Origin of the sequence: Agromyces lapidis, from assembly GCF_009749405.1 — a bacterium.
In the GTDB taxonomy this organism is placed as follows: domain Bacteria; phylum Actinomycetota; class Actinomycetes; order Actinomycetales; family Microbacteriaceae; genus Agromyces; species Agromyces lapidis.
Genome location: NZ_WBIQ01000010.1, coordinates 1 through 22,975, shown reverse-complemented (window position 1 = coordinate 22,975; position 22,975 = coordinate 1). Strand labels below are relative to the sequence as shown.

Here is a 22,975-nt window from a genome sequence, read left to right as displayed (position 1 = left end):
GAGTTCGACGGCGCCTCACGGCGTCGAAGTCACCTCAGTGGCGCGACCGACCGCCCGCTCAGCGGAAGTTCGTGAACTGCAGCGCGACGTCGAGGTCTTTGCCCTTGAGCAGCGCCATGGTCGCCTGCAGGTCGTCGCGGCTCTTCGACGAGACGCGCAGCTCGTCGCCCTGGATCTGGCTCTTCACGCTCTTCGGCGCCTCGTCGCGGATGATCTTCGAGATCTTCTTCGCGTTCTCGCTGTCGATGCCGTTCTTCAGCGCGATCTCGATGCGGAACTCCTTGCCCGACGCATACGGCTCGCCCGAGTCGAGCGCCCGCAGCGTGATGCCGCGCTTGATGAACTTCGACTCGACGACCTCGAGCACGGCCTTCACCCGCTCGTCGGTCTGCGCCTTCAAGAGGATCTTCTCGCCGCTCCACTCGACCGACGCGCCGACGTTCTTGAAGTCGTAGCGCTGCTCGACCTCCTTGCGCGCCTGGTTGACGGCGTTCTCGGCCTCCATGTGGTCGACCTTGCTCACGATGTCGAACGTTGAATCTGCCATGAGGGTCAGTCTACCGAGCCCCGAAATCACACGAACGGATGCCACGGGGCGCGCGCCGTGGCATCCATGCCGCTACTCGGGCGGACGGGCCGTCGACGAGCGCACGCGGAGCTCGTGCGGCAGCTGCGTCGCTGCGGGCGCGGACGCCGCGTCTGCGGGGGGCTCGAGCGCCTCCATGAGGATGTCGACGGCCTGCTCGCCCTGCAGCCGGGGGAACTGGGCGACGGTCGTGAGGCCGAAGAAGTCCGAGAGGTCGTGGTCGTCGATGCCGACGATCGACACGTCGCGCGGCACGACCAGGCCGAGGTCGCGGGCGGCGAGGATCGAGCCGATCGCCATCTCGTCGGAGGCGGCGAAGATCGCCGTCGGTCGGTCGTGGGGCGCCCCGAGCAGCTGCTTCGTCGCGTGGTAGCCGCCGCGGATCGTGAAGTCGGCCGGGGCGAAGAGGCGCGGGTCGGGTTCGATGCCGGCGTCACGGAGGGCGCCCTCGTAGCCGAGGCGACGGTTCGTCGGCAGGTGGAAGTCGACGTCGAACTCGAGGTCGCCGCCGATGTGGGCGATGCGCCGGTGCCCGAGGCCGATGAGGTGCTCGGTGGCGAGCCGCGCCACGGCGACGTCGTCGATCGTGAGGGTGCGCACCCCGGGGATCGGGCCGCCGACGCCGACGAGCGGCTTGCCGAGCTCGTGGAGCCGGGCGACCTCGTGCTCGGTGAGTTCGAGCGAGACGGCGATGACCGCGTCGACGCGCTGGCGCAGCAGGAAGTGCTCGAACACGCTCGAGCGCTCTTGGCCGTCGCCCGAGAGGTTGTAGAGGGTGAGGTCGTAGCCGCGGCGCAGCAGCGCCTGCTGGGCGCCCTCGAGCACCGAGGAGAAGAACCAGCGGTTGAGGAACGGCACGACGACGCCGATGTTGCGGGTGCGCCCGGATGCCAGGGAGGAGGCGTTCGAGGAGACGACGTAGCCGAGGCGGGCCGCGGCATCCTGCACCTTCGCCTTCGAACCGGGCGAGACGTGGCCGCGGCCGCTGAGCGCGCGCGACACCGTCGCGGTGGAGACCCCCGCGAGCTTCGCGACCTCTTCGATGCCGGCCATGGTCCCTCATTCCGCGTAACCGGTTGGAATCCTACCGTTCGCACCCGTCCGTGCGCGGCGCGGCGCGTTGAACGACCGGCGGGTTCAGGCAAGAATGCCTTGGTCAGGGTCTGCCCGAGGGGTGGTCGGCATGCCCATCCATCACTCGAAGGGAACCACTGCCGTGAAGTGGGTCAAGCGCATCGTCCTGGGCCTCGTCGTGGTCTTCGCCGCGTTCTACCTGATCACCCGCCCCGAAGACGCCGCCAACGCCGTGCAGGGTGCGGTCGACGCAGTGTTCAACGCCGCGGGATCCGTCGTCACGTTCTTCACCTCGCTCTCGTCATAGCCCGGAGCGCGCCGTGAGCCTGTTCGATCCGCACATCGAGCGGCACCTCATCGCCGACGACGGTGAAGTGGTCATCGACGAGGTGCACAAGCACTGGGCGTCGAACGTGTTCGCCGCGCTCGAGATGGCGGCGGCGGTGCCCGTGCTGTTCCTGCTCGCCTGGCTGCCCTCCCAGCTGTACTGGGTGCCGTTCTTCCTGTCGCTCTTCCTCGTGCTGCACGGCGGCTGGCGCATCCTGCAGCGACGCATGGACCGCTTCGTCATCACCAACATGCGGGTGTTCCGCGTGCACGGCATCCTCTCGCAGCGCATCGCGACGATGCCGATCGCCCGAATCCTCGACATCTCGGTGCACAAGCCGCTCATCGGCCGCATCTTCAACTACGGCCACTTCATCTTCGAGTCGGCCGCGCAGGACCAGGGCCTCCGCGAGATCCGCTACGTCGCCTCGCCGAACCAGCGCGGGCTCACGATCCAGCGGGTCATCCAGCGCGCCGGCCTGCGCGGGGGTCCGCGGCCCTCCGCTGAAGAGCGTCGTTCCGAGCCGGCGCGCATCTCGCGCGAGCGCGCCGAGCGGGCGCGTGCCGAACAGGCCGCCCTCGACGAGCGCGCCCGCGCCCGCGAGGAGTGGGACCGCGAGCAGCGCTCGCGCGACGGGCGCGGCGCGGGCGACGCCCGTGAGCCGCGCACCGAACCGGTGCCGGTGCAGGCGACTGCGCCGCAGGGGCATCAGGGCTGGCTCTCGACCCACGAGCAGCGGCAGAACGCCGCCGCGGCCGGCGCCTCGTCGGCCGAGCCCGACAGTGCACGCGACCAGAACGACACGGCCGAGATGCCCTGGTGGCGTTCGTCGAACTGAGGCTGGCCCTTGTGCGGCGAGATGTGCAAGCATGGCGAACATGTCGAATCGGCGGAAGTCGCTCGCAGGGGGAATCGGGATCATCGGGCTCGTGCTCGTCGGCGTTGCCGCGCCCGCGAGCGCCGTGGATCCGGCGACCGAGATCGGTGCATACGCGGACTGGACGGTCGGCGGCACGGCGGGCGCGTTCACCGCGACCGGGATGCTTCCGCCCTCGACCGGGTTCGCGGGGCCGATCAGCGTCACGAGCGACTCGATCGCCCTGACCGAGGCGTCGGGTGCGAGCGCGTTCCTCAACGCGTCGACCGACTTCGGCACCGAGTACGGGTCGAGCCGGTTGCAGCCGTACCTCACGATCCGGCCGAAGACGGGGGCGCTCGCGCCGACCCCGCCCGCCGTCGACAACCCGCCGCCGTCGCGCACCGTCGTCGACCTGGGCGCCTCGCGCGGCGACGACTGGGGCTTCGCGCTCGGCGACATCGACGCCGACTGGGTGTTCGTGACCGCCTTCGACGACGCCGGCGTGCAACTGCCGGTCGACGCGCTCGGTGCCCTGACGCCCGGCAACTACTGCGCGGCCGGGTCGCCGAAGCCCAGCACGTGCGCCGGACCCGGACCGTTCACCGACCTCCCGCGCTGGGTCGGGTCGGGCACGCTCGTCGACTTCGGCATCACCTTCGTCGAGGGCACGCTCGTCGGCAACTTCACCGACACGACGGGCGCCTACCTCGGGTTCCGGCCCGACCCCGCGGTGCGCCGCATCGAGCTGCTCTACGGTGCCGTCAACGGTTCGCCGTCGTATCAGTTCTGGCTCGCCGTCGCCGCCGCGAAGACCACGGTGACCGGCACGGTCGAGCTCGAGGGTGGCGCGCCGCCGCCGCCCGGAACGGTCGTCGAGGTCGACGACGCCGACGGCGAACCGGTGCGCGACGTCACCGGTGAAGAACTGCAGGTGCCGGTCGACGAGAACGGCGACTTCACCGTCGAGCTTCCGCAGGCGGGGGAGTACACCCTCGTCGTCGTGCCCCCGGCCGGATACACACCGCCCGACCCCGTGACCATCGACGGCTCGCAGGCCGAGGTCGAGGTGCCGCCGATCGCCGTCGAGCCGGTCGTGGTGCCGCCGACGTCGCCGCCGGCTTCGCCGCCTCCCTCGCCGTCGCCATCTCCCGGGTCGGAGACGCCGGCGACACCCGCGCCGGCCGCGACCGGCGAGCTGGCCGAGTCGGGGGCGAACGTCGCGCCGTTCGTCGCGATCGCGGCCGGCGTGCTGCTCGCCGGAGCCGCCGCCGTGGTGTTCGCGACGGTTCGGCGTCGGCGCGGTGCACCCGCGGCGACCGCTTCGGAAGCGCCGCCGAGCGGCCCGTCGTCGGATTCGCCGTCGGAGCCTCCGACGGGCCCGGCGAACCCCTCCTGAGCTCGATTTCCGCCACGAGGCCTCGACGGGTATCCTTGTCAGGCCCCCGGTTGTGTGCAGAACGTGGTCGGGTGCGACGGCGAGTTACCCAAGCGGCCAAAGGGATCTGACTGTAAATCAGACTGCTCAGCATTCGGGGGTTCGAATCCCTCACTCGCCACCAGTGAAAGCCCCGGTTCGCCGGGGTTTTCGTGTTTCTTGGCTCACTCGTCGGTGCGCAGCGCGGGGTGCATCCATCGACGGCCCGCGCTAGCTTGAGGACATGACCGGGCACGTGGCATCCGTCGATCTCGTTCACCTGCTCGCGCTCGCTCGCGACATCGCCGTACGGGCCGCGGAGTTCGCGGCCGGGGCGCGTCGCGAGGGAGTCGAGGTCGCGGCGACGAAGTCCACGCCGACCGACATCGTCACGGCGACCGATCGCGACACCGAGGCGCTCATCCGCGAACGCATCCTCGCCGCCCGGCCCGACGACGGCATCCTCGGCGAGGAGGAAACGGCGCACATCGGCACGAGCGGGCTCACCTGGGTCGTCGATCCGATCGACGGCACCGTGAACTTCCTCTACGGGCTGCCGAGCTGGGCGGTGAGCATCGCCGTGGTCGAGGGGCCGGCCGAGCCCTCGAGCTGGCGCGCCCTCGTGGGGGTCGTCGTGAACGCGTCGACCGGCGAGGTGTTCGAGGCGAGCGCCGGCGGGGGAGCGCGGCTGAGCAGTGGCGACGCGGAGAGCGGGGCCGCGGACGGCGGGGCCGGGGCGCGGCAGACGTTGCGGGTCAACACCGGCGTACCGCTCGGGCGCGCACTCGTCGGCACCGGGTTCGGGTACGCGCCCGAGCGCCGGCGCGAGCAGGCCGAGGTGCTGCTCGCGGTGCTGCCTCAGGTGCGCGACGTGCGGCGCAACGGCTCGGCGGCGCTCGAGATGTGCGCGCTCGCGGCCGGGCGACTCGATGCGTTCTACGAGCGCGGACTCGCCCCGTGGGATCACGCGGCCGGGGCGCTCATCGTCCGTGAGGCCGGCGCGCTGGTGGGCGGTGCGCGCGGCGGCCCCGAGGGCGAGGAGCTCGTCGTCGCCGCCGCGCCCGGCCTCTACGAGGAACTCGTCGCCGCGCTCGCCGCAGCCGGGGCGGGGTCCTGACGTCCGCGACGCCCGGGCTGACGCGGCACACGGGCGTTCACCCACGGTTCGCGCGACGGATCCCGCGGTTTCGCGTAGCGTTCACCGCTGATTCCGGGTAGTCTTTACCAACCTGTTATCTCGTCGCGCGCCGTCGAGATGAGCACCTCCTCGACAGAACTCTCGCCCCCGACGCCGAAAGCCCCCTACACGTGCTCGAGTCCCCCCTCGTGCCCGACGGATCAACGCCAGGCACCCGCGCTGAAGTGCGGCCCGAGCGACCCCTGACCCGTCGCGAGCTGCGCGAACGCGAGACCGAGGCAGCACGGCTGGCAGCGTCGGCGAACGGCGGTCACGAGGCCCAGGCTCAGTTCGGCACGGCGGATGCCCCGGTCCCGCCCTCGTGGACGCAGCAGCAGTCGCACGCGTCGCTGCCGCAGGCGCCGAGCCGGCCCGCCGCATCGACGCCTCCCAGCGCAGGAGTCGCGAGCGCGACGGCCGCGCACCCGCCGGTCGCCCAGCCCGCGCCGGCCCGATATGCATCGGCCCAGCCCGTGGCCCCCGCGCAGCCGTCGCATCCCAGCTTCGACGAGTTGTTCTCGGGCGCGAACGCCCCGACCTCGTCCCCCGTCGCCGAAGCCCAGCAGACGCGCACCCGCTCCACCCCCGCAACGCCCGCAGAGGCCGAGCCGATCGACCACCCGGTCGCCCGTCGCTCGGCCTCCGTCATGTCCGCCGGGGCTCGGCCGGCCGAACCGTCCATCGCGGCCGCGCCGCCCGTCGTCGCGCCGCGCACCCGGCCCCAGCCCGAGGCATCCGAGCCCGCCGGATTCGACGACCTCTTCGCCGGCCTCGGCGCCGACGACGCGGCAGACGAGCTCACCGACGCCGGCCGTCGAACGGGTCGCGGTGCCCGCAGCGACCGCGCGGCCCGCACTGACCGCGCCGGCCGCAAGGCCGAGAAGCAGGCCAAGGCCGGCAAGGGGCGCCTCGGCGCCAAAGCGCAGCCCGAGGTTCGCGGCGTGCGCCGCGGCGCCGCGGGTGCTGCTGCCGGTGCGACTGCTGCTGCAGGTGCTGCCGCCGCGGTGCCCTCTGCTCCGCCGGTCGCCGGTGGGGCTGCCACCGCGGCCGCCGCCACGTCGGCATCGGCCGATTTCGCCTCGCTCATCGCGGGGGCCGCCTCCGGGCCTCGCACCGAGCCGATCATCGTGCCGATCCCCGCGCCCGAGCTGCTCGCCGCCGCCACCGAGATCCCCCTCGCGCCGCGCGACGCCGTCGGGCAGAGCGATGACCTCGCCGCGATGATCGCCGCCGCCGGTGCCGAGGCCGAGGCGTTCGACGCAGCGCCCGCCGGCCGTCGCCAGCGCGTCATCGACGGACCCGAGTCCCACCCCGCGGCATCCGCCCGCCGAACCGCAGGCGGCGCGTCGCGCGCCACCGGTCGTCAGCCCGCGGTCGGCGCCCGCCCCGCGGCATCCGCCTCGCAGCCTGCACGGCCGACTCAGCGCCGCACCCGAAATCGCACCCGCAGCATCGCCAGCGTGGTCGCGATGGGCTTCGCGGCGATGCTCGCCGTCGCCACCTCGGTGCCGTCGCTGTCGTTGCTCACCCCGGCCGAGGTGCAGGCCATGGCCCTCGAAGACGCGTCGACGACCACGATCGACGGCCAGCGTGTCGAGATCAACGACGGCGTGCTCGCCCAGGGCGTCGAGAGCGAGGGGTACAAGACCCAGACGATCGAGGAGTACGCCGAGGCCGCGGGCATCCGCGCCGAGGCCACCTTCACGAACAACCCCTCCGGAACGGTGCAGTGGCCATTCGCCGTCGGCGTGCACATCGGCGACCGCTTCGGTTACCGCGACTGCGCGGGCTGCTCGAGCGACCACCACGGCCAGGACTTCAACCCGGGCTACGGCGCCGACATCCAGTCGATCGCCGACGGTGTCGTGGTCGAGTCGACCGACTCGGGCGGGTCGCTCGGCACGGTCATCATGATCCAGCACGAGATCGACGGCCAGACGATCACGAGCGTCTACGCGCACATGGTCGAGGGTTCGCGACTCTTCGAGATCGGCGACACCGTCGAGGTCGGCGACGTCATCGGCGAGACCGGCAACACCGGCATGTCGACCGGCCCGCACCTGCACTTCGAGATCCGCATCGGCGGCATGGACGGCGAATGGGTCGACCCGCTCGAGTGGCTCTACGCCAACACGAACTGAGCTGCTCCCGCTTCGCGGCTTCTGCAGGAAAACTGCACTGAGACAGGCTGTGGGCTTGGGATGGCGCCCAATCTCCTGCACAAGCGGCGCATCGGCGCACTTGTCCTCCACAGGCGCGTTCGCTGGTCGGTGCTGCGCTCATCCTGAGTACATCGCGGGTGCACCGCGGCGCGTTCCGGAATGGTGTTCGCATGAACCTTGCCGCCACGCCGCCTCCATCGGTGGTGAGCATTCTCCGCGGAGGCGGAGTGATCCGGTCGTCGGGGCTCGCCTCCGCAGGGCTCGACCACCGTCGGATCGCGGACGGTGTGCGTCGGGGCGAGCTCACGATGATCCGCCGGGGCTGGTTCGCCGTGCCGCCGGTCGACCACGACGTCATCCGCGCCGTCAGAGTCGGTGGGGCGCTCACTGCGGGTTCGGTGGCGAAGCTGCACGGCCTGTGGACGCTCGACGACGAACGCCTTCACGTGCGCGTGCCCTCGACGGCGAGCAGGCTCCGCTCGCCCGACGACGCTCGCGCCCGGCTCGATGCCGACGTGCACGGCGTGTGCCTGCACTATCGTCCCGCGGGCGGGCCCAGATCCACCGGTGATCGCCTGGGCCGTGACGGGCTCATCCGCAGTCTCGCCGAGATGTTCCGGTGCGCCGGAACGGTGCCGGCGATGGTCGCGCTCGAATCGGCGCTGAACCGCGGAGTGCTGCCGATGCAGGCGCTCGCGATGATCGGCGCCCTCGCGCCGGCCTGGGCCGGCCGGCCGATCGAGCTGGCATCGCCGCTGAGCGATTCTGGTCTGGAGACGATCGCGCGACTGCTCTTCCACCGGGTGCGCGTGCCGGTCAGAACACAGGTCCGTCTCGGGGACGTGCGTCGGGTCGACATCCTCGTCGGCGATCGGCTGGTGATCGAGCTCGACGGCCGTGGCTTCCACTCGGGTGACGACTTCGACCGCGATCGGCGGCAGGATCTCGAGCTGAGCCTGCGGGGGTATCTCGTCGTCCGGCTTTCGTACCGCATGGTCATCGAGGACTGGGACGAGACACACCGCCGGGTACTCGATCTCGTGAGTCGCGGGCTGCACCGGTGGGGTCGGGCAGCACGAGAGCTGACCTGAGCTGATCCGATGCCCTGAGTTGCAGCGCCGCCGTCGCTGCTTCTGCAGGAAATCAGGCCCTATCCCTGCCTGTCAGGTTGATTCAGAGCAATTTTCCTGCAGAAGCCGCGGCAGCGGTCACGCGGCAGCGGTCACGCGGTGCGCAGCCAGACGGTCGTGTCGCCGGGCAGCAGCACGGATGCCTCGTCGAGCGGCCCGCTCGCGAGGAGCACCTCGCCCGCGGGCAGCGCCACCGACGCCGAGCCGGTGTTCGCCACGACGATCACGTCGCCGTTGCGGAACGACAGCACCTCGGGGGTCTCGCCCGCCAGCCACTCGAGCGAGCCCGAGGCGAGGCCGTGCGTGCGGCGCCCGGCGAGGAGCGCCCGGTAGAGCGAGAGCGTCGAATCGGGCGCCCCGCGCTGTGCATCGCGTGCGAACGACGCCCACGACTCGGGCTGGGGGAGCCACGCGGCATCCGTGGGGCCGAAGCCGTACGACGGCGCGGAGGCCGTCCAGGGCAGCGGCACGCGGCATCCATCGCGACCGTAGCGCTCGCCGTTCGTGCGGAACCAGGTCGGGTCCTGGCGGGCGTCGTCGCGCAGCTCGACGACCTCGGGCAGGCCGAGCTCTTCGCCCTGGTACAGGTACGCCGAGCCGGGCAGGGCGAGCATCAGCGTGGTCGCGGCGCGGGCGCGGCGCAGGCCCGTCTCGGGGTCGCCGAGGCCGGGCGTGCGCGGGCCGACGCCGTGGCCCTGCGGGTTCGGCTCGGTGAGGGCGAGCCGGGTGGCGTGACGCACGACGTCGTGGTTCGAGAGCACCCAGGTCGAGGGGGCGCCGACGGCTGCGAACGCGGCGATCGAGTCGTCGATGACGCGGCGCAGGGCATCCGACTGCCAGGGGGTCTCGAGGTAGGCGAAGTTGAAGGCCTGGTGCATCTCGTCGGGGCGCACCCACTTCGCCACGCGGGGGAGCGGGTCGACCCAGGCCTCGGCGGCGAGGATGCGTTCGCCCGGGTACGTGTCGAGCAGCGCCCGCCAGTCGCGGTAGATCTCGTGCACGCCGTCCTGGCCCCAGTAGGGCGCGCCGTCGCCGGGTTCGGTCGAGATGGCGGGTTCGAGAGGAACGCCGGCCCCGCCGACCCCGCCCGCGCCGCCCATGCTGCCGCCCTCGGCAGGCGGGGTCCAGTCGGGCAGGCCCTCGGCCTTGATCATGCCGTGCGCGACATCCACCCGGAATCCGTCGACCCCGCGGTCGAGCCAGAACCGCAGGATGCGGCGGAACTCCTCGCGGACCTCCTCGTTGGTCCAGTCGAAGTCGGGCTGCGACGAGTCGAAGAGGTGCAGGTACCACTGGCCGGGCGTGCCCTCGGGCTCGGTGACGCGGGTCCACGCGGGGCCGCCGAAGACCGACTCCCAGTTGTTCGGGGGCAGCTCGCCGTCGGTGCCGCGTCCGTCGCGGAAGAGGTAGCGGGCGCGCTCGGCGCTGCCGGCGGGCGCCGCGAGCGCCGCCTGGAACCAGTCGTGCTGATCGCTCGAGTGGTTCGGCACGAGGTCGACGATGACGCGGATGTCTCGTGCATGCGCCTCGGCGACCATCGCGTCGAAGTCGGCGAGGGTGCCGAAGAGCGGGTCGACGTCGCAGTAGTCGGCGACGTCGTAGCCGGCGTCGCGCTGGGGGGAGGTGTAGAACGGCGAGAGCCAGATCGCGTCGATGCCGAGCTCGGCCAGGTCGGCGAGGTGCGCCGTGATACCGGCCAGGTCGCCCATGCCGTCACCGTTCGCGTCGGCGAAGGAGCGGGGGTAGATCTGGTAGATCGCGGCAGTGCGCCACCATTCGGAAGTCATGACGGAAACTGTACGACATCTTGATACACCGTGGAAACGCTTGCAGGAATCGCAGGATGTTCGATCATCACGAACGGATATCGATCAACTTCAGCCGGTTTGGCGTTCAATGGAAAGCAGGGTATACCTGTAATCGCTTGCAATCGTGAGCGACACAGGAAGAACGGCCTTTCGGGCACGGTGTGCGGTTCGAGCCACCAGGCGAAGGCGCCGATCTCACGCACACTGAGAAGGACACACCAATGAGGGTGAACAGGAAGAGCCTCCTTGCGGCCGGTGCGGTCGCGGTCGTCGCGACGCTCGGTCTCGCCGGTTGCGCCGGTGCCGATGGCAGTTCGGACACCGAGTCGAGCGCGAGCACGCTGACCGTCTGGGTCGACGCCGAGCGCGTCGACGCGCTGAAGGGCGCGGCCAAGGCCTACTCCGACGAGACGGGCGTCGAGGTGAAGCTCGTCGGCAAGGACAACGCCGACATCAAGGACGACTTCATCCAGCAGGTTCCGACCGGCAAGGGCCCCGACATCACCATGGGCGCCCACGACTGGCTCGGCGAGCTCTCGACCAACGGCGTCGTCGCCCCGATCGAGCTCGGTGACTCCGCTGCCGACTACCTCAAGGTCGCCGTCGACGCGTCGACCTACGAGGGCACCACCTACATGCTCCCCTACGCGGTCGAGAACATCGCGGTGCTCCGCAACGCCGACCTCATTCCCGAGGCCGCCACGAGCTTCGACGACATGCTCGCCAAGGGCACCGCGGCCGGGCTCACCCAGCCGTTCGTCGTCGAGCAGGGCGCCGAGGGCAACCCGTACCACCTCTACCCCTTCCAGACCGCGTTCGGCGCCCCCGTCTTCGGCAGCGACGAGAACGGCTACAACGCCGACGACCTCCAGATCGGCAACGCCGGCGGCGACGCCTTCGCCACCTGGCTCGGCACGCAGGGCAAGAACGGCACCAAGGCGTTCAACACCGACATCGACGGCGACATCGCGAAGGACAGCTTCCTCACCGGCAAGTCGGCCTTCTGGCTGACCGGCCCGTGGAACGTCGGCGCGGCCGTCGACGCCGGCATCAACGTCGCGATCGACCCGGCGCCGAGCCCCACCGGCGAGGCCACCCAGCCGTTCGCCGGCGTCAAGGGCTTCTTCGTCTCGGCCGAGTCGAAGAACAAGGTCGCCGCGAACGACTTCCTCGTGAACTACCTGGGCAGCGAAGAGACGCAGCTCGAGCTGTTCGAGGCCGGCAACATCCTGCCCGCCAACTCGGCCGCAGCCGAGACCGCGTCGAGCGACCCGATCATCGAGGGCTTCGCCGCCGTCGGTGCCGACGCCGTGCCGATGCCGGCCATCCCCGCGATGGGCAAGGTGTGGCAGTACTGGGGCATCGCCGAGGCCGACATCATCAACGGTGCCGACCCGGTCGCCACGTGGCAGAAGCTCGCCGCCGACGTGCAGGCTGCGATCGACGCAGGTTGATCGGTGACGTCGGTCGAGTAGGCGCGCAGCGCCGTATCGAGCCCCTCGACGGGGTCTCGATACGGTCGCTCCGCTCCCTACTCGACCGACGATCGCTCTGCACCCCAGCCGCGACACGAAGGACCAGGCACCAGTTATGAGCATCGCGACCGAGGACGTCCGCGAGGACGAACCCCCGACGCCGACGAAGCAGACGAAGCAGCAGCGTCGCGCTGCGGGCATCGCCGAGCAGGCCTCCGGCGGCATCAAGATGCTGCTGGTCAAGCTGCTCGCGCTCGGCCTCGTCGACGCGCTCGCGCTGTACGCCGTGTTCGTGCTCGCGCTGCACGAGCAGTGGGCGGTGCTCGTCATCGTCGCGGCCGTCACGGCGCTCGTGAACTGGATCTACTTCTCGCGCCGCAAGCTCCCCGCGAAGTACCTCACGCCCGGGGTGATCTTCCTCGTCGTGTTCCAGGTGTTCGTGCTGCTCTACACCGGGTACATCGCCTTCACGAACTACGGCACGGGCCACAACGGCTCGAAGGAGCAGGCCGTCTCCTCGCTCATGGCCTCCTCGCTCGAGCGGGTCGAGGACTCGCCCGCCTACGGCGTCACCGTCGTCGAGCGCGCCGGCGAGCTGGGCCTGCTCGTGACCGACCCCGAGGGCGACGCCCTCGTCGGCACCAACGAAGAACCGCTCACCGAGGCATCCGGGGCCGAATTCGACGGCGATGTCGCCGTCTCGGCCGACGGCTGGAATACGCTGCAGTTCGCCGACGTGCTCGAGCGCACCGACGAGGTCACCGCGCTCGCGGTGCCCGCCTCCGACGACCCGAACGACGGCGCGATCCGCACGCCCGACGGCTCGACCGGCTACCTCTACGTCTCGACCCTCGAGTACGACGAGGCCGCAGGCACCATGACCGACCTCACGACCGGCACGGTCTACTCCGACACCGGCGTCGGGGCGTTCACCGCCGATGGCGGCGAGCAACTGCTGCCCGGCTGGCAGATCACCGTCGGCTTCGACAACTTCGTGCGCGCCGTCACCGACACGCGCCTCGCGGGCCCCCTGCTCTACGTGACCGCCTGGACCTTCGCGTTCGCGCTCATCTCGGTCGCATCGACCTTCTTCCTCGGGCTCTTCCTCGCGATCGTCTTCAACGACATGCGCATGCGGGGCCGCAAGATCTACCGCGTGCTGATGATCCTCCCGTACGCGATCCCGTCGTTCCTCTCGGCGCTCGTCTGGGCGGGCATGATGAACGAGAGCTTCGGCTTCATCAACCAGGTGCTGCTCGGCGGGGCATCCATACCGTGGCTCACCGATCCACTCCTCGCGAAGGTCTCGATCCTGATCGTGAACCTGTGGCTCGGCTTCCCCTACATGTTCCTCGTGTGCATGGGCGCGCTGCAGTCGATCCCCGACGACATCCAGGAGGCCGCGAAGGTCGACGGCGCGAAGCCGTGGGCGATCTTCCGCCTGATCAAGCTGCCGCTGCTGCTCGTCACCGTGGCACCGCTGCTCATCGCCTCGTTCGCGTTCAACTTCAACAACTTCAACACGATCTACATGCTCACCGACGGCGGTCCGCGCGACTCGAACGCGCCGATCCCGGTCGGGTTCACCGACATCCTGATCACGATGGTCTACAAGGTCGCATTCACCGGCCAGACGCGCGACTACGGTCTTGCGAGCGCCTACTCGATCATCATCTTCATCGTGGTCGCGGTGATCTCGATCATCGCCTTCCGCCGAACCAAGAGCCTCGAGGAGCTGAACTGATGGCCGCTCGCAAGGTGGTGCCCGGCACGGGCGTGGGTCTCGCCGCGGGCGAGATCGAAGAGATGACGGATGCCTCGACGCGGGCGTTCTCGTCGCGGGGCGACGCGCCGCTCGCGCTGCCGAAGCGCCCGTTCAGCTTCGGCCGCTGGTTCGCGGCGACCGGCTGGCGCCACATCGTCGGCGTCGTGATGGTCGTGTTCTCGCTGTTCCCGATCGTCTTCGTGGTCTCGTCGTCGCTGAACCCCAACGGCACGCTGACCGGCTCGAACGCCCTGTTCTCGAAGATCGGGCTCGACAGCTACGTGCGGATCCTCTCCGACCCGCAGGTGCCGTTCTCGACGTGGTTCGCGAACACGATGATCATCGCCGGCACGACCGCGGTGTGCACCGTGTTCCTCGGGGCGCTCGCCGCGTACTCGTTCTCGCGCATGCGGTTCACGGGCCGCCGGTTCGGGCTCATCTCGATCGTCGTCGTGCAGATGTTCCCGCAGCTGCTGGCCGTGGTCGCGATCTTCCTGCTCATGTCGACGATCGGCGACCTATTCCCCGCGATCGGGCTGAACACCCACCTCGGCCTCATCATGGTCTACCTCGGCGGCGCGCTCGGCGTGAACACGTACCTCATGTACGGCTTCTTCAACACCGTGCCCGCCTCGATCGACGAGGCCGCCAAGATCGACGGCGCCGGCCACGCGCGCATCTTCTTCACGATCATCCTGCGGCTCGTCGCCCCGATCCTCGCGGTCGTCGCGCTGCTGTCGTTCATCGCCTCGGTGAACGAGTTCGTCGTGGCATCCGTGCTGCTCATCGACACCGACAAGCAGACGCTCGCCGTCGGCCTCACGAAGCTCGTGTCGAACCCGCGCTACGCCGACTGGAGCGCCTTCTCGGCAGGTGCCGTGATGTCGGCGCTGCCGGTCGTCGCGCTGTTCCTCTTCTTGCAGAAGTACATCGTCGGCGGGCTCACCGCCGGCGCCGTCAAGTAGGGGTTCGCGTCACCGAGTGCCGGACCTGCCGACGGACCCGGTTCCGAGCTATGCCAGTTCCGCCTCACGATGAGGCGGAACGGGCATACCGTGCCGGCGAGGGATTCTCCGCTCGTGCGGGCAGGCGCGAGGCATCCGGTCAGAACGAGCGCTCGACCACCTTGATTCCGTTGGCCACCATCGCTCCCTTCGCGTCGTGGTCGCCGGCGACGCTCCATATTGCATCAGCGCCGCGTCGCGCCCGCGCGCCGCGGTGTCACCGCCCCACGAGAGGATGTCTCCATGCTGAGCCCCCACCACGACGGATCGCCCCTGCACGTCTCGACGCAGAGCCCCGCGCTCGGCGAGACCGTGCGCGTTCGCCTGCGGGTGCCCGCGAGCTTCGGCCCGCTCGCCTGGGTCGGCACCCGCTCGAACCCGAACCGCGAGCCGCGCTTCGACGAGGCGGTGTGCATCATGGCGCCTGTGGCTGAGGGCGAGACCGTGGGTGCGGTCGGAGACGGCTGGACCTGGTGGGAGGCGCGCGTCGAGGTCGAGAACCCCGTGCACGGCTACCGCTGGCTGCTCGTCGGGGGCGACGGCCGCCAGCACTGGCTGAACCAGGTGGGATTGTCTGAGGTCGAGACGCGCGACCACGACGACTTCAAGCTCGTCGCGCACGAGCCCGTGCCCGAGTGGGTCGCCGAGAGCGTGCTGTACCAGGTGTTCCCCGACCGCTTCGCGCGCTCGACCGCCGCCGACGAGCGCGAGACGCCCGAGTGGGCGATCCCGGCCGAGTGGGGCGATGCCCTCGACCCCGAGCCGCCCGGGCGCTCGGCGCAGTTCTTCGGCGGCGACCTCGACGGCGTGCGCGAGAAGCTCGACCACCTCTCGGGCCTCGGCGTGAACCTGCTGTACCTGACCCCCGTGTTCCCTGCGCGGTCGAACCACCGCTACGACGCCTCGACCTTCGACCACGTCGACGAGCTGCTCGGTGGCGACGACGCCCTGGTGCGCCTCGTCGAGGCGGCGCACGCCCGTGGCATCCGCGTCATCGGCGACCTGACCTCGAACCACTCGGGCGACGCGCACGAGTGGTTCCGCACTGCGCAGGCCGACCCGGCCTCGGCCGAGCGCGACTTCTACTACTTCGACGACGAGGCGCCCAACGGCTACGAATCGTGGCTCGGCGTGCCGAGCCTGCCGAAGTTCGACTGGTCGTCGCACGAGCTGCGCCGCCGCTTCGTCGACGGCCCCGACTCGATCGTCGCGAAATACCTGCAGCCGCCGTTCGGGCTCGACGGCTGGCGCATCGACGTCGCCAACATGACCGGTCGTCTCTGCGGCGTCGACCTGAACGGCGAGGTGCGCCGGGCGATCCGGCGCACGATGCTCGCGGTGAACCCCGACACGATCCTGCTCGGCGAGTCGACGAACGACGGGGCGAGCGACTTCCAGGGCGACGCGTGGCACGGCGCGATGAGCTACACCCCCTTCACGCGTCCGCTCTGGAGCTGGCTGCAGGCGCCCGGCAGCCCCGCCGGCGGAGGCATCGGATTCGCGCTCGCGCAGGTGCCCGTGTTCACGGGCCGCCAGTTCGTCGACGCGCACCTGCGCTTCGCCGCGGGCTACCCGTGGCGCACCCGCCTCGGCGGCATGAACGCCCTCGACACGCACGACACCCCGCGCTTCGCGACGAACGCCCGCCCCGGCACCGTGCCCGTCGGGTTCGGACTCGCGGTCACGATGCCCGGCATCCCCGTGGTGTGGGCCGGCGACGAGTTCGGCCTCACCGGCGAAGACGGCGAGGCCTCGCGCACGCCGATGCCCTGGGGCACCGAGCAGGATGCCTCGGTCGCGCCCGTGCTCGACGCGTACCGTCGGCTCGTCGAGCTGCGGCGCTCGCACGAGGTGCTCGCCACCGGCGGCGTGCGATGGCTCGCGGTCACCGACGAACTCGTCGCGTTCGTGCGCGAGTCGGCCGAGGAGTCGGTGCTCGTCGTGGCGGCGCGCTCGGCTGCGGCGGTCGAGCTGCACGTTTCGCTCGGCGAGCCGCTCGTGCCGTTCGTGCCGTTCGTGCCGCTCGTCGCGTTCGGAGGGGTTCGGCTCGTGGCATCCGATGCGTCGTCGGCCGACGTCGTGACCGCGAGCGCCGACGGGCCCGCGTTCGGCGCCTGGCGGATGCCCGGGGTCGTCGCGCCGGCGTGGTGACCGGGGCGCGCGCGGTCGGTCTGCGCTTCGTCGACGTGCTCGGCGACGCGATGACGGCGCGTGTCGGCGTGCTCATGGCGGTGGTACGAAGCACCCTCCGAGAGGTGATATCCTCGTACGGTTGCCGAATGCGGCACACGCCCCGATAGCTCAGTGGTAGAGCACTTCCATGGTAAGGAAGGGGTCGTCAGTTCAATCCTGACTCGGGGCTCTGGTTCTCGGTTCGAGCGTTCGCGTTTCGGCCGGAAGCCTTGCGGCGGGGTAGCTCAGGTGGTTAGAGCACACGGCTCATAATCGTGGTGTCGCGGGTTCGAGTCCCGCCCTCGCTACCAGAAATCTCTGGTTGACCTGGTGTCTCTTGTCCTGTCGAAGGGCAGGGACTCGATGAGTTCAACGCTTATTCAACGCTTTCCACCGGCGCCCGCGTTCAGCGGGCATCCACGAGGAAGGTGTTCGAGGCATCCCGTGTGACTTGGGATGGCCTGGGGCACCTAGCGTCATGGACATCGAACGACTCTCCGGACTCGGCCTCGAGCCGGTCCTCACGACGAGCGAGCTCGCCGAGTATCTCGGCGTGCACGTGCAGGCGATCTACGACCTGCGCGCCGTCGGCAGAGGCCCTGCCGGCATCCATGTCGGGCGCGAGATCAGGTACCGGGTCTCCGAAGTGCTCAGCTGGATGGACGCGTTGCACGATCCAGTGCCATCCGATCGCGGGAGGTGACTGCTGATTGCCGGCCGGCCGCGTCTGCCGATCGGAACCTTCGGCGACGTCAGGACGAACCAGGTCGGGTCCGGACGGTTCCGGCGTACGCCCGCTTCAGCGACTGGGACGGTGAGACTCGGCAGGTCTCGGCGACGGCCGCGAGCCGCGGTGCTGCGAAGTCTGCGCTCAAGGTGCAGCTCGCGACGCGGATGCGGCTTGGCGACGGCGACACCCTCACCGCCCAGGTAATGGCGACCAAATTATCCGCTAATTGGTATAGTGCATAGAAAGTTCGTCTTTATCGAGGAGGTCTCGCTATGGTTTCGAATCTGTCGCCGGCAATCCTCCGGTCCGCCCACGAGATCGGCGAGGACTTCGCCGGCTGGCGAAAGATCCTCGGACTGACGGCGGCGCAGGTCGCAGATCGCGCCGACGTCACTCGAGACACCCTCCGCAAGCTCGAGCACGGCGATCCGAGCGTGAGTTTCCATGTCGTGCTGCGCGTGGCGCGCGCGCTCGGTATTCTCGACACGCTCACGACCGCTCTGGACCCGCTCGACACCGACCTCGGTCGAGCTCGCGCCGGCCAGCTCGAGCGGAAGCGCATCCGATGACGCTCCACGACGAACTCGAAGCCCATGTCGAACTCGGCGGCACAAGTGTGTTGGCCGGCCGCGCACAGTTCCACCGCAGCAGGGGCGCCCTGACGACCACAACTTTTCAGTACGACCGCGCGTATCTTGAGCACGAAAGCGCATACCAGCTCGATCCGGCACTTCCCCTGGTATCTGGAACGCAGCAAACATCGGGCCTCCCTGGGGCGTTCGCCGACTCGGCCCCAGATAGGTGGGGCCGCAACCTCATCAAGAAGCGCGAGCGAGCCCTCGCCCGAACAGAGTCGCGCCGGGCTCGGAATTTCGATGACGCGGACTACCTGGTCGGAGTCAGCGATATCACGCGCCAAGGCTCCCTGAGGTACCGCATCGTCGGAGACCCGACCGCGCCATTCCTCGACCCCGGCCACGATGTGCCGCGGATGGTCCGGTTGCCCGAACTTCTCCGAGCCGCGGAGGCTGCCGCAGGTGACGACGACGACGATTTCGAAGCCGTGAAAGCGCTGCTCGCCGCAGGAACAGGCTCACTCGGCGGCGCACGACCGAAGGCCGCAGTGCTCGACGAGAACGGCCGCCAACTGATCGCGAAGTTTCCCCACCCCGACGACGAGTGGGACGTCATGGCGTGGGAGGCGACGGCGCTCGACCTCGCCGGCGCAGTAGGCATCCAGGTGCCCCACCGCCGACTCTCGCAGATCGATGGGCGACACGTGCTCCTCCTCGACCGGTTCGACCGCGACGAATCCGGCCAACGCATCGGGTATGTGAGCGCGATGACCATGCTCGAACATCGCGACGGAGAACACGGCGATTACCTCGATCTTGCCGATCGGCTCGCAGAGATCAGTGCCAGAGCGACCGATGACGCCCACCAGCTCTTTCGACGCGTCGCCCTCAGCATCGGCCTGAACAACACCGACGACCACCTTCGCAACCACGGATTCCTCCGCGTCCGCGGCGGCTGGACGTTCAGCCCCGCCTTCGACATCAACCCGAATCCCGATCCGGAATTCCGACAGACCACGATCGCCGGCGCGGACAGCCCCGACGACGAGGCAGAGGGGCTCATCGAACTGGCTCGCGCCTGCAGGCTCACTCTGACTGGGGCTCGGACCGTGATCAGCGAGACGGCCGATATCGTCGACAACTGGCGCGAGTTTGCCAGCCGGAACGGTGTACCGCGGGCGCAATTGACTCGCTTCGAGGACTCATTCAGCTCGGGCATTCAGATCCTCCGCGAAGCCTGACACCGGCGCCGGCTCGGATCGATCATTCGGTGACACCGACAGCTCGTCCGCGGCCGGCGACAGCCGCGGTGCGGAGCACGAGGGCAGTATCCAGACCAGGAGTGATCGTCAGCAGACCGACGACGAGGGCGAACGACCACAGCACATCAGCAGGAGGCATCACGGACCTCCAATCTATTGGCGGGGCGACGCAGCTCGCCGAAGCCGGCCGCAGGAGAGCGGGTGCGCGGGCCTCGCAGGGCTCCGAGCCGACCCTTCCGCGGCGAAATGCGGTGTACGGGGATCGCCCCGTGAAGCGGATGGGGCGCCCGGTCAGCACGACGGGCACCCCACCCGGTCTCATCCGGCGACGCGCACCGTGAGCTCGCCGCCATCGGTCACGCCCGCCGAGTTCTCGAGCTCGACCGTGTAGCGGTGCTCACCGGCCGCGGCATCCGCGAACGGGAACTCCACCATGCGGTCGGCGTCGGCGGTGCGGTACACGCGGCCGATGACCTCGCCGCCCTCGAGCAGTCGCACCACGGTCGTCGGCTGGCCCTTGCCCACCTTCACCTTGACGAGATAGCGCCCGTCTTCGTCGGCCGACTTCGGGCCCGAGGTCGACGACAATTCGGCCGCCGGCGGAGCCGACGTCGCCTCGTCGACCCCGGCCTCCTTCCACATCGCCCCGTTGAGCGGGGTCACCGTGAGCGACTCGAGCGCGGCGTCGCCGCCGTCGGCGAACAGCCCGATGCGGTCGGCCCCGGCGTTCGGGAAGACCTGGTCGGTGATCGTCGTGCGACCGTCGGCGGTGAACACCTCGACCGAGGCGCGGTCGACCCAGACGGTGAGCGCGATGCGCCCGTCGGCGAGTGGCACGGCGACGTCGTCGAGCGAGGCGAAGCCGGGGTGGAAGTCGGTGACACCCGAGTCGCGACGGTCGACGAACAGCCGGCCCGACGCCACGTCGTAGCCGATGCGGGTCGCGGACTCGTCGTCGCCGAGCACGGTCAGCCCCGCGGCATCCGCCGAACCCGGCTCGATGACCGCGTCGATGCGCACCCGGTCGCCCGAGACCGGCAGGGTCTCGGTTCCCGAGGCGATCGCGCGGCCCCCGGCGGCCGACGCGGGATCGGTGTACGCGCGGTCGTCCTGCTCGAGCTCGGCGAACTCGGGCACGACCTGCTGCGTCAGGCGCGGCCCCTTCGGCGTCGTCACGAGCGCGACCTCGCGCGGCAGGGTCATCGCGCTGCGCCACGAGCCGGTCGGGATGTCCTGCGCGTAGTCCCAGTTGTTCATCCACCCGAGCATCACCCGTCGGCCGTCGGGAGCGTCGTTGAACGACACCGTGGCGTAGTAGTCGCGGCCCCAGTCGAGCCAGTCGTACCCTTCGATGCGTGGCGTCGCCGCGGCATCCGAGAACATCACCTGGTCGACGAGCAGGTGCCCCCAACCCGATCGGTTGTTGTCGACCACGCGAATGGATGCCTCGCGGCCGGCGAACTCCGAGACGTCCCAGCTGCGCCAGTCGAGGCCCTCGCTGTTCGTGCCGGTCGCCGAGCGCACGACCTCGCCGTCGACGACGAGGTTGACGGTCGTCTCATCGGAGCGAACGACCGCCGGTTCGGCGCCCAGTACGAAGTGGTCGGCGGTCAGGTGGCCCCAGCCGCCGGTGGCGGCGTCGTGCACGCGCAGCGTCGCCTCACGGCCGGCGAGCTCCGCGACATCCCAGCTGCGCCAGTTCAGGGCGCCGGCCTCGGGGCCGGTCGCCGTGCGCACGACCTCGCCGTCGACGAGGAGCTGCACCTCGAGCGAGCCGTCGGTGCGCGTGCCGCCGCCGAGCAGGAAGCTCAGGTGGTCTTCGCCGGGCTCGATCGTGAACGCCGGCGAGGTGAGGTCGCCGGTGTTGTCGTCGCCCTTCGGCCCGCCCTCCCAGGTGTTGATGCGCTTCTGGCCGAGGAAGTACTCGCCGCCCGCGGTCGAGGGATTGCGCGCCGGATCGGTCGCGAAGTCGCCCGTGATGTTCCATCCGCTGTCGGCGAGCGTCGTGCCGTCGGGCAGCTCGAAGTCGAAGAGGGTTCGACCGGCCGGCGGCTCGTTGCCGAGCTGCGCGCCCTCGACGTGCGGGTGGTTGCCGCCGCCCACGAGCAGGTTCACGACGTCGCTCTCGACGGTGAAGGTCGGCGAGTCGATCGTGCCGACGGGCCAGTCGCCGTCGTTGAAGCCGTTGACGAGGCCGGCGCCGATGTGGCCCGACACGGGGTTCTGGCCGGGCAGGCTGCCGGCCGCGGGCGCGTCGCCCCAGGGGCCGTTCTTCCAATTGCCCGGCTCGTTGTTCACGGTCCAGCCGTCGTAGGTGCCGTCGTCGAACCCGGCGAACACGGTGCCTTCGGGCAGCTGGTCGGCGCTCACCGTGCTCTCGGAGGTGAACGTCGTGCCGTCGAAGTCGCCCACGAAGTACTGGCCGCCCGAGCCGCCGTTCGGCCCGCCCGGGTTGAGGTTCACGACGAGCACCCACTTCGTGTTCGCCGGGTCGCCGTCGACCGCGAGCGGGAACAGGTCTGGGCACTCCCAGATGCCGCCGGTCGCGTTCGCGGGGCCGAAGGTGCTGAGCTCGGTCCAGGTCTTGAGGTCGTCGCTTCGCGAGAGGATCACCTGGTAGCTCGTGGCCTCGACCGCGGCCATCACCCAGTAGGACTCACCCGACTCGGGGTTCGTGTAGCGGAATACCTTGGGATCGCGGAAGTTCGCCGAGTCGCGGTCGGAGACCGGGTTGCCCTCGTACTTCGTCCAGGTCTGCCCGTGGTCGAGCGAGTAGGCGAGCGACTGCGCCTGCTTGCCGGCGTGCGTCGGGTGGGCACCGGTGTACGCGCTCGTGTAGATCGCGACGAGCGCCGGGTCGTCGACGGTGCCGAAGCCCGTCGTGTTGCCCTCGTCGACGACGACCGAGCCCGAGAAGATGTCTTCAATCGCCGTGCCCGACTCGTCGAAGGTCTGGGGGATCGCGAGCGGCTGCTCCTTCCAGTGCACGAGGTCGGTGCTCGTGGCGTGGCCCCAGCTCATGTCGCCCCACCGCGTGCCGTTCGGGTTGTGCTGGAAGAACAGGTGCCAGGTGCCGTTCTCGTAGACCATGCCGTTGGGGTCGTTCATCCAGTTGCGTTCGGGCGAGAAATGCAGGTACGGCCGGTACTGCTCGCTCGCCGGGTCGGGTGCGTCATCGGCCACCGCCGGTGCCGCTGCGGCGAGCGCGCAGCCCGCCGCGGTCATGGCCGCGACTGCGGCCAAACGGAATCTTGATACCGTCGTCATCGATCGATTCGCCCTTCATTGCGCGGAACTCGTCACGAGAGTGACATCGTTGTCAGTTGACGTCGGCGATGCTACGCAGTGTCCGGCGGACAATGCAAGCGCGCGCCCCGCTCCGGCTCGCTCCGCCCGCGCGTGCGCTCGCTCCCGCTCCCGCGCCCGCCCGCGCCCGCCCGCCCGCCCGCGCCCG

At 70.0% G+C, this 22,975-nt stretch carries 18 protein-coding genes and 3 tRNA genes; 16 read left to right on the top strand and 5 right to left on the bottom strand.

Going from position 1 to position 22,975, the window contains the following annotated elements; genetic code table 11:
* Positions 1 to 58: 58 nt before the first annotated feature.
* The gene (locus tag GQQ93_RS16250; protein WP_157425297.1) at positions 59 to 547 is read right to left on the bottom strand and encodes a YajQ family cyclic di-GMP-binding protein; all 489 of its coding nucleotides are present in this window, start codon (positions 545 to 547) and stop codon (positions 59 to 61) included.
* Between the two features lie 72 nt (positions 548 to 619).
* Positions 620 to 1,639 (bottom strand): LacI family DNA-binding transcriptional regulator, encoded by a 1,020-nt coding sequence (locus tag GQQ93_RS16245; RefSeq protein ID WP_157425296.1) that lies wholly within the window; start codon positions 1,637 to 1,639, stop codon positions 620 to 622.
* 130 nt (positions 1,640 to 1,769) lie between these two features.
* Here GQQ93_RS16245 and GQQ93_RS16240 point away from each other — a divergent pair, with 130 nt between their 5' ends.
* From GQQ93_RS16240 to GQQ93_RS16220, 5 genes are all read left to right on the top strand, one after another.
* Positions 1,770 to 1,967, top strand: coding sequence for a hypothetical protein (locus GQQ93_RS16240; protein WP_157425295.1), 198 nt, complete (start codon positions 1,770 to 1,772; stop codon positions 1,965 to 1,967).
* 13 nt (positions 1,968 to 1,980) lie between these two features.
* Positions 1,981 to 2,826, top strand: coding sequence for a PH domain-containing protein (locus GQQ93_RS16235; RefSeq protein WP_157425294.1), 846 nt, complete (start codon positions 1,981 to 1,983; stop codon positions 2,824 to 2,826).
* 40 nt (positions 2,827 to 2,866) lie between these two features.
* Positions 2,867 to 4,243 (top strand): cupredoxin domain-containing protein, encoded by a 1,377-nt coding sequence (locus GQQ93_RS16230; RefSeq protein WP_157425293.1) that lies wholly within the window; start codon positions 2,867 to 2,869, stop codon positions 4,241 to 4,243.
* A 78-nt stretch (positions 4,244 to 4,321) separates the two neighbouring features.
* Positions 4,322 to 4,406: transfer RNA gene (locus GQQ93_RS16225), tRNA-Tyr, on the top strand.
* Positions 4,407 to 4,505: 99 nt separating this feature from the next.
* Positions 4,506 to 5,378 (top strand): inositol monophosphatase family protein, encoded by an 873-nt coding sequence (locus GQQ93_RS16220; protein ID WP_157425292.1) that lies wholly within the window; start codon positions 4,506 to 4,508, stop codon positions 5,376 to 5,378.
* 346 nt (positions 5,379 to 5,724) lie between these two features.
* On the opposite strand, the gene GQQ93_RS16215 is transcribed toward GQQ93_RS16220, so the two are convergent.
* The gene (locus GQQ93_RS16215) at positions 5,725 to 6,087 is read right to left on the bottom strand and encodes a hypothetical protein (RefSeq protein ID WP_157425291.1); all 363 of its coding nucleotides are present in this window, start codon (positions 6,085 to 6,087) and stop codon (positions 5,725 to 5,727) included.
* On the opposite strand from GQQ93_RS16215, the gene GQQ93_RS16210 reads away from it, so the two are divergent.
* Both GQQ93_RS16210 and GQQ93_RS16205 read left to right on the top strand, forming a co-directional pair.
* Positions 6,086 to 7,579 (top strand): M23 family metallopeptidase, encoded by a 1,494-nt coding sequence (locus GQQ93_RS16210; protein ID WP_157425290.1) that lies wholly within the window; start codon positions 6,086 to 6,088, stop codon positions 7,577 to 7,579. The two genes, GQQ93_RS16215 and GQQ93_RS16210, sit on opposite strands and share 2 nt — an antisense overlap.
* A gap of 248 nt (positions 7,580 to 7,827) precedes the next feature.
* A complete protein-coding gene (locus GQQ93_RS16205; protein ID WP_157425289.1) occupies positions 7,828 to 8,691 on the top strand; it encodes a DUF559 domain-containing protein in 864 nt (287 codons plus the stop codon).
* 131 nt (positions 8,692 to 8,822) lie between these two features.
* Here the strand turns inward: GQQ93_RS16205 and GQQ93_RS16200 are convergent, their stop codons facing one another.
* Complete coding sequence (locus GQQ93_RS16200) at positions 8,823 to 10,517, bottom strand: glycoside hydrolase family 13 protein (RefSeq protein ID WP_157425288.1); 1,695 nt, start codon at positions 10,515 to 10,517, stop codon at positions 8,823 to 8,825.
* Positions 10,518 to 10,759: 242 nt separating this feature from the next.
* Here GQQ93_RS16200 and GQQ93_RS16195 point away from each other — a divergent pair, with 242 nt between their 5' ends.
* From GQQ93_RS16195 to GQQ93_RS16155, 9 genes are all read left to right on the top strand, one after another.
* Entirely contained in the window at positions 10,760 to 11,992 is a 1,233-nt protein-coding gene (locus tag GQQ93_RS16195) for a sugar ABC transporter substrate-binding protein (RefSeq protein ID WP_157425287.1), read from the top strand.
* Between the two features lie 136 nt (positions 11,993 to 12,128).
* Complete coding sequence (locus tag GQQ93_RS16190; RefSeq protein WP_157425286.1) at positions 12,129 to 13,757, top strand: ABC transporter permease subunit; 1,629 nt, start codon at positions 12,129 to 12,131, stop codon at positions 13,755 to 13,757.
* A gap of 62 nt (positions 13,758 to 13,819) precedes the next feature.
* Complete coding sequence (locus GQQ93_RS16185; protein WP_157425530.1) at positions 13,820 to 14,743, top strand: sugar ABC transporter permease; 924 nt, start codon at positions 13,820 to 13,822, stop codon at positions 14,741 to 14,743.
* A 282-nt stretch (positions 14,744 to 15,025) separates the two neighbouring features.
* Positions 15,026 to 16,933 carry a glycoside hydrolase family 13 protein gene (locus GQQ93_RS16180; protein ID WP_157425285.1) on the top strand — a complete coding sequence of 636 codons (1,908 nt, stop codon included), beginning with the start codon at positions 15,026 to 15,028 and terminating at the stop codon, positions 16,931 to 16,933.
* 139 nt (positions 16,934 to 17,072) lie between these two features.
* A tRNA-Thr gene (locus GQQ93_RS16175) sits at positions 17,073 to 17,144 on the top strand.
* Between the two features lie 44 nt (positions 17,145 to 17,188).
* A tRNA-Met gene (locus GQQ93_RS16170) sits at positions 17,189 to 17,265 on the top strand.
* A gap of 167 nt (positions 17,266 to 17,432) precedes the next feature.
* Positions 17,433 to 17,657, top strand: a complete 225-nt coding sequence (locus GQQ93_RS16165; RefSeq protein WP_157425284.1) for a helix-turn-helix transcriptional regulator — start codon at positions 17,433 to 17,435, stop codon at positions 17,655 to 17,657.
* 299 nt (positions 17,658 to 17,956) lie between these two features.
* Positions 17,957 to 18,253, top strand: coding sequence for a helix-turn-helix domain-containing protein (locus GQQ93_RS16160; protein WP_157425283.1), 297 nt, complete (start codon positions 17,957 to 17,959; stop codon positions 18,251 to 18,253).
* On the top strand, positions 18,250 to 19,500 hold the full coding sequence (locus GQQ93_RS16155) for a type II toxin-antitoxin system HipA family toxin (protein ID WP_157425282.1): 1,251 nt from the start codon (positions 18,250 to 18,252) through the stop codon (positions 19,498 to 19,500). Before GQQ93_RS16160 ends, GQQ93_RS16155 begins: the two co-directional genes overlap by 4 nt.
* Positions 19,501 to 19,839: 339 nt before the next feature.
* Here the strand turns inward: GQQ93_RS16155 and GQQ93_RS16150 are convergent, their stop codons facing one another.
* The gene (locus GQQ93_RS16150; RefSeq protein WP_157425529.1) at positions 19,840 to 22,746 is read right to left on the bottom strand and encodes a glycoside hydrolase family 32 protein; all 2,907 of its coding nucleotides are present in this window, start codon (positions 22,744 to 22,746) and stop codon (positions 19,840 to 19,842) included.
* Positions 22,747 to 22,975 lie beyond the last annotated feature (229 nt).

Bases quoted from the DNA above. Each gene is read 5' to 3' on its own strand.
- GQQ93_RS16190 (WP_157425286.1), top strand. From the start codon at position 12,129: ATGAGCATCGCGACCGAGGACGTCCGCGAGGACGAACCCCCGACGCCG.
- GQQ93_RS16200 (WP_157425288.1), bottom strand. From the start codon at position 10,517: ATGACTTCCGAATGGTGGCGCACTGCCGCGATCTACCAGATCTACCCC.
- GQQ93_RS16245 (WP_157425296.1), bottom strand. From the start codon at position 1,639: ATGGCCGGCATCGAAGAGGTCGCGAAGCTCGCGGGGGTCTCCACCGCG.
- GQQ93_RS16215 (WP_157425291.1), bottom strand. From the start codon at position 6,087: ATGACGGAGGCCGAGCGACGGGCGACCGGGTGGTCGATCGGCTCGGCC.
- GQQ93_RS16220 (WP_157425292.1), top strand. From the start codon at position 4,506: ATGACCGGGCACGTGGCATCCGTCGATCTCGTTCACCTGCTCGCGCTC.
- GQQ93_RS16180 (WP_157425285.1), top strand. From the start codon at position 15,026: ATGCTGAGCCCCCACCACGACGGATCGCCCCTGCACGTCTCGACGCAG.
- GQQ93_RS16240 (WP_157425295.1), top strand. From the start codon at position 1,770: ATGCCCATCCATCACTCGAAGGGAACCACTGCCGTGAAGTGGGTCAAG.
- GQQ93_RS16160 (WP_157425283.1), top strand. From the start codon at position 17,957: ATGGTTTCGAATCTGTCGCCGGCAATCCTCCGGTCCGCCCACGAGATC.
- GQQ93_RS16195 (WP_157425287.1), top strand. From the start codon at position 10,760: ATGAGGGTGAACAGGAAGAGCCTCCTTGCGGCCGGTGCGGTCGCGGTC.
- GQQ93_RS16155 (WP_157425282.1), top strand. From the start codon at position 18,250: ATGACGCTCCACGACGAACTCGAAGCCCATGTCGAACTCGGCGGCACA.
- GQQ93_RS16210 (WP_157425290.1), top strand. From the start codon at position 6,086: ATGTCCGCCGGGGCTCGGCCGGCCGAACCGTCCATCGCGGCCGCGCCG.
- GQQ93_RS16185 (WP_157425530.1), top strand. From the start codon at position 13,820: ATGACGGATGCCTCGACGCGGGCGTTCTCGTCGCGGGGCGACGCGCCG.
- GQQ93_RS16165 (WP_157425284.1), top strand. From the start codon at position 17,433: ATGGACATCGAACGACTCTCCGGACTCGGCCTCGAGCCGGTCCTCACG.
- GQQ93_RS16230 (WP_157425293.1), top strand. From the start codon at position 2,867: ATGTCGAATCGGCGGAAGTCGCTCGCAGGGGGAATCGGGATCATCGGG.
- GQQ93_RS16150 (WP_157425529.1), bottom strand. From the start codon at position 22,746: ATGACCGCGGCGGGCTGCGCGCTCGCCGCAGCGGCACCGGCGGTGGCC.
- GQQ93_RS16250 (WP_157425297.1), bottom strand. From the start codon at position 547: ATGGCAGATTCAACGTTCGACATCGTGAGCAAGGTCGACCACATGGAG.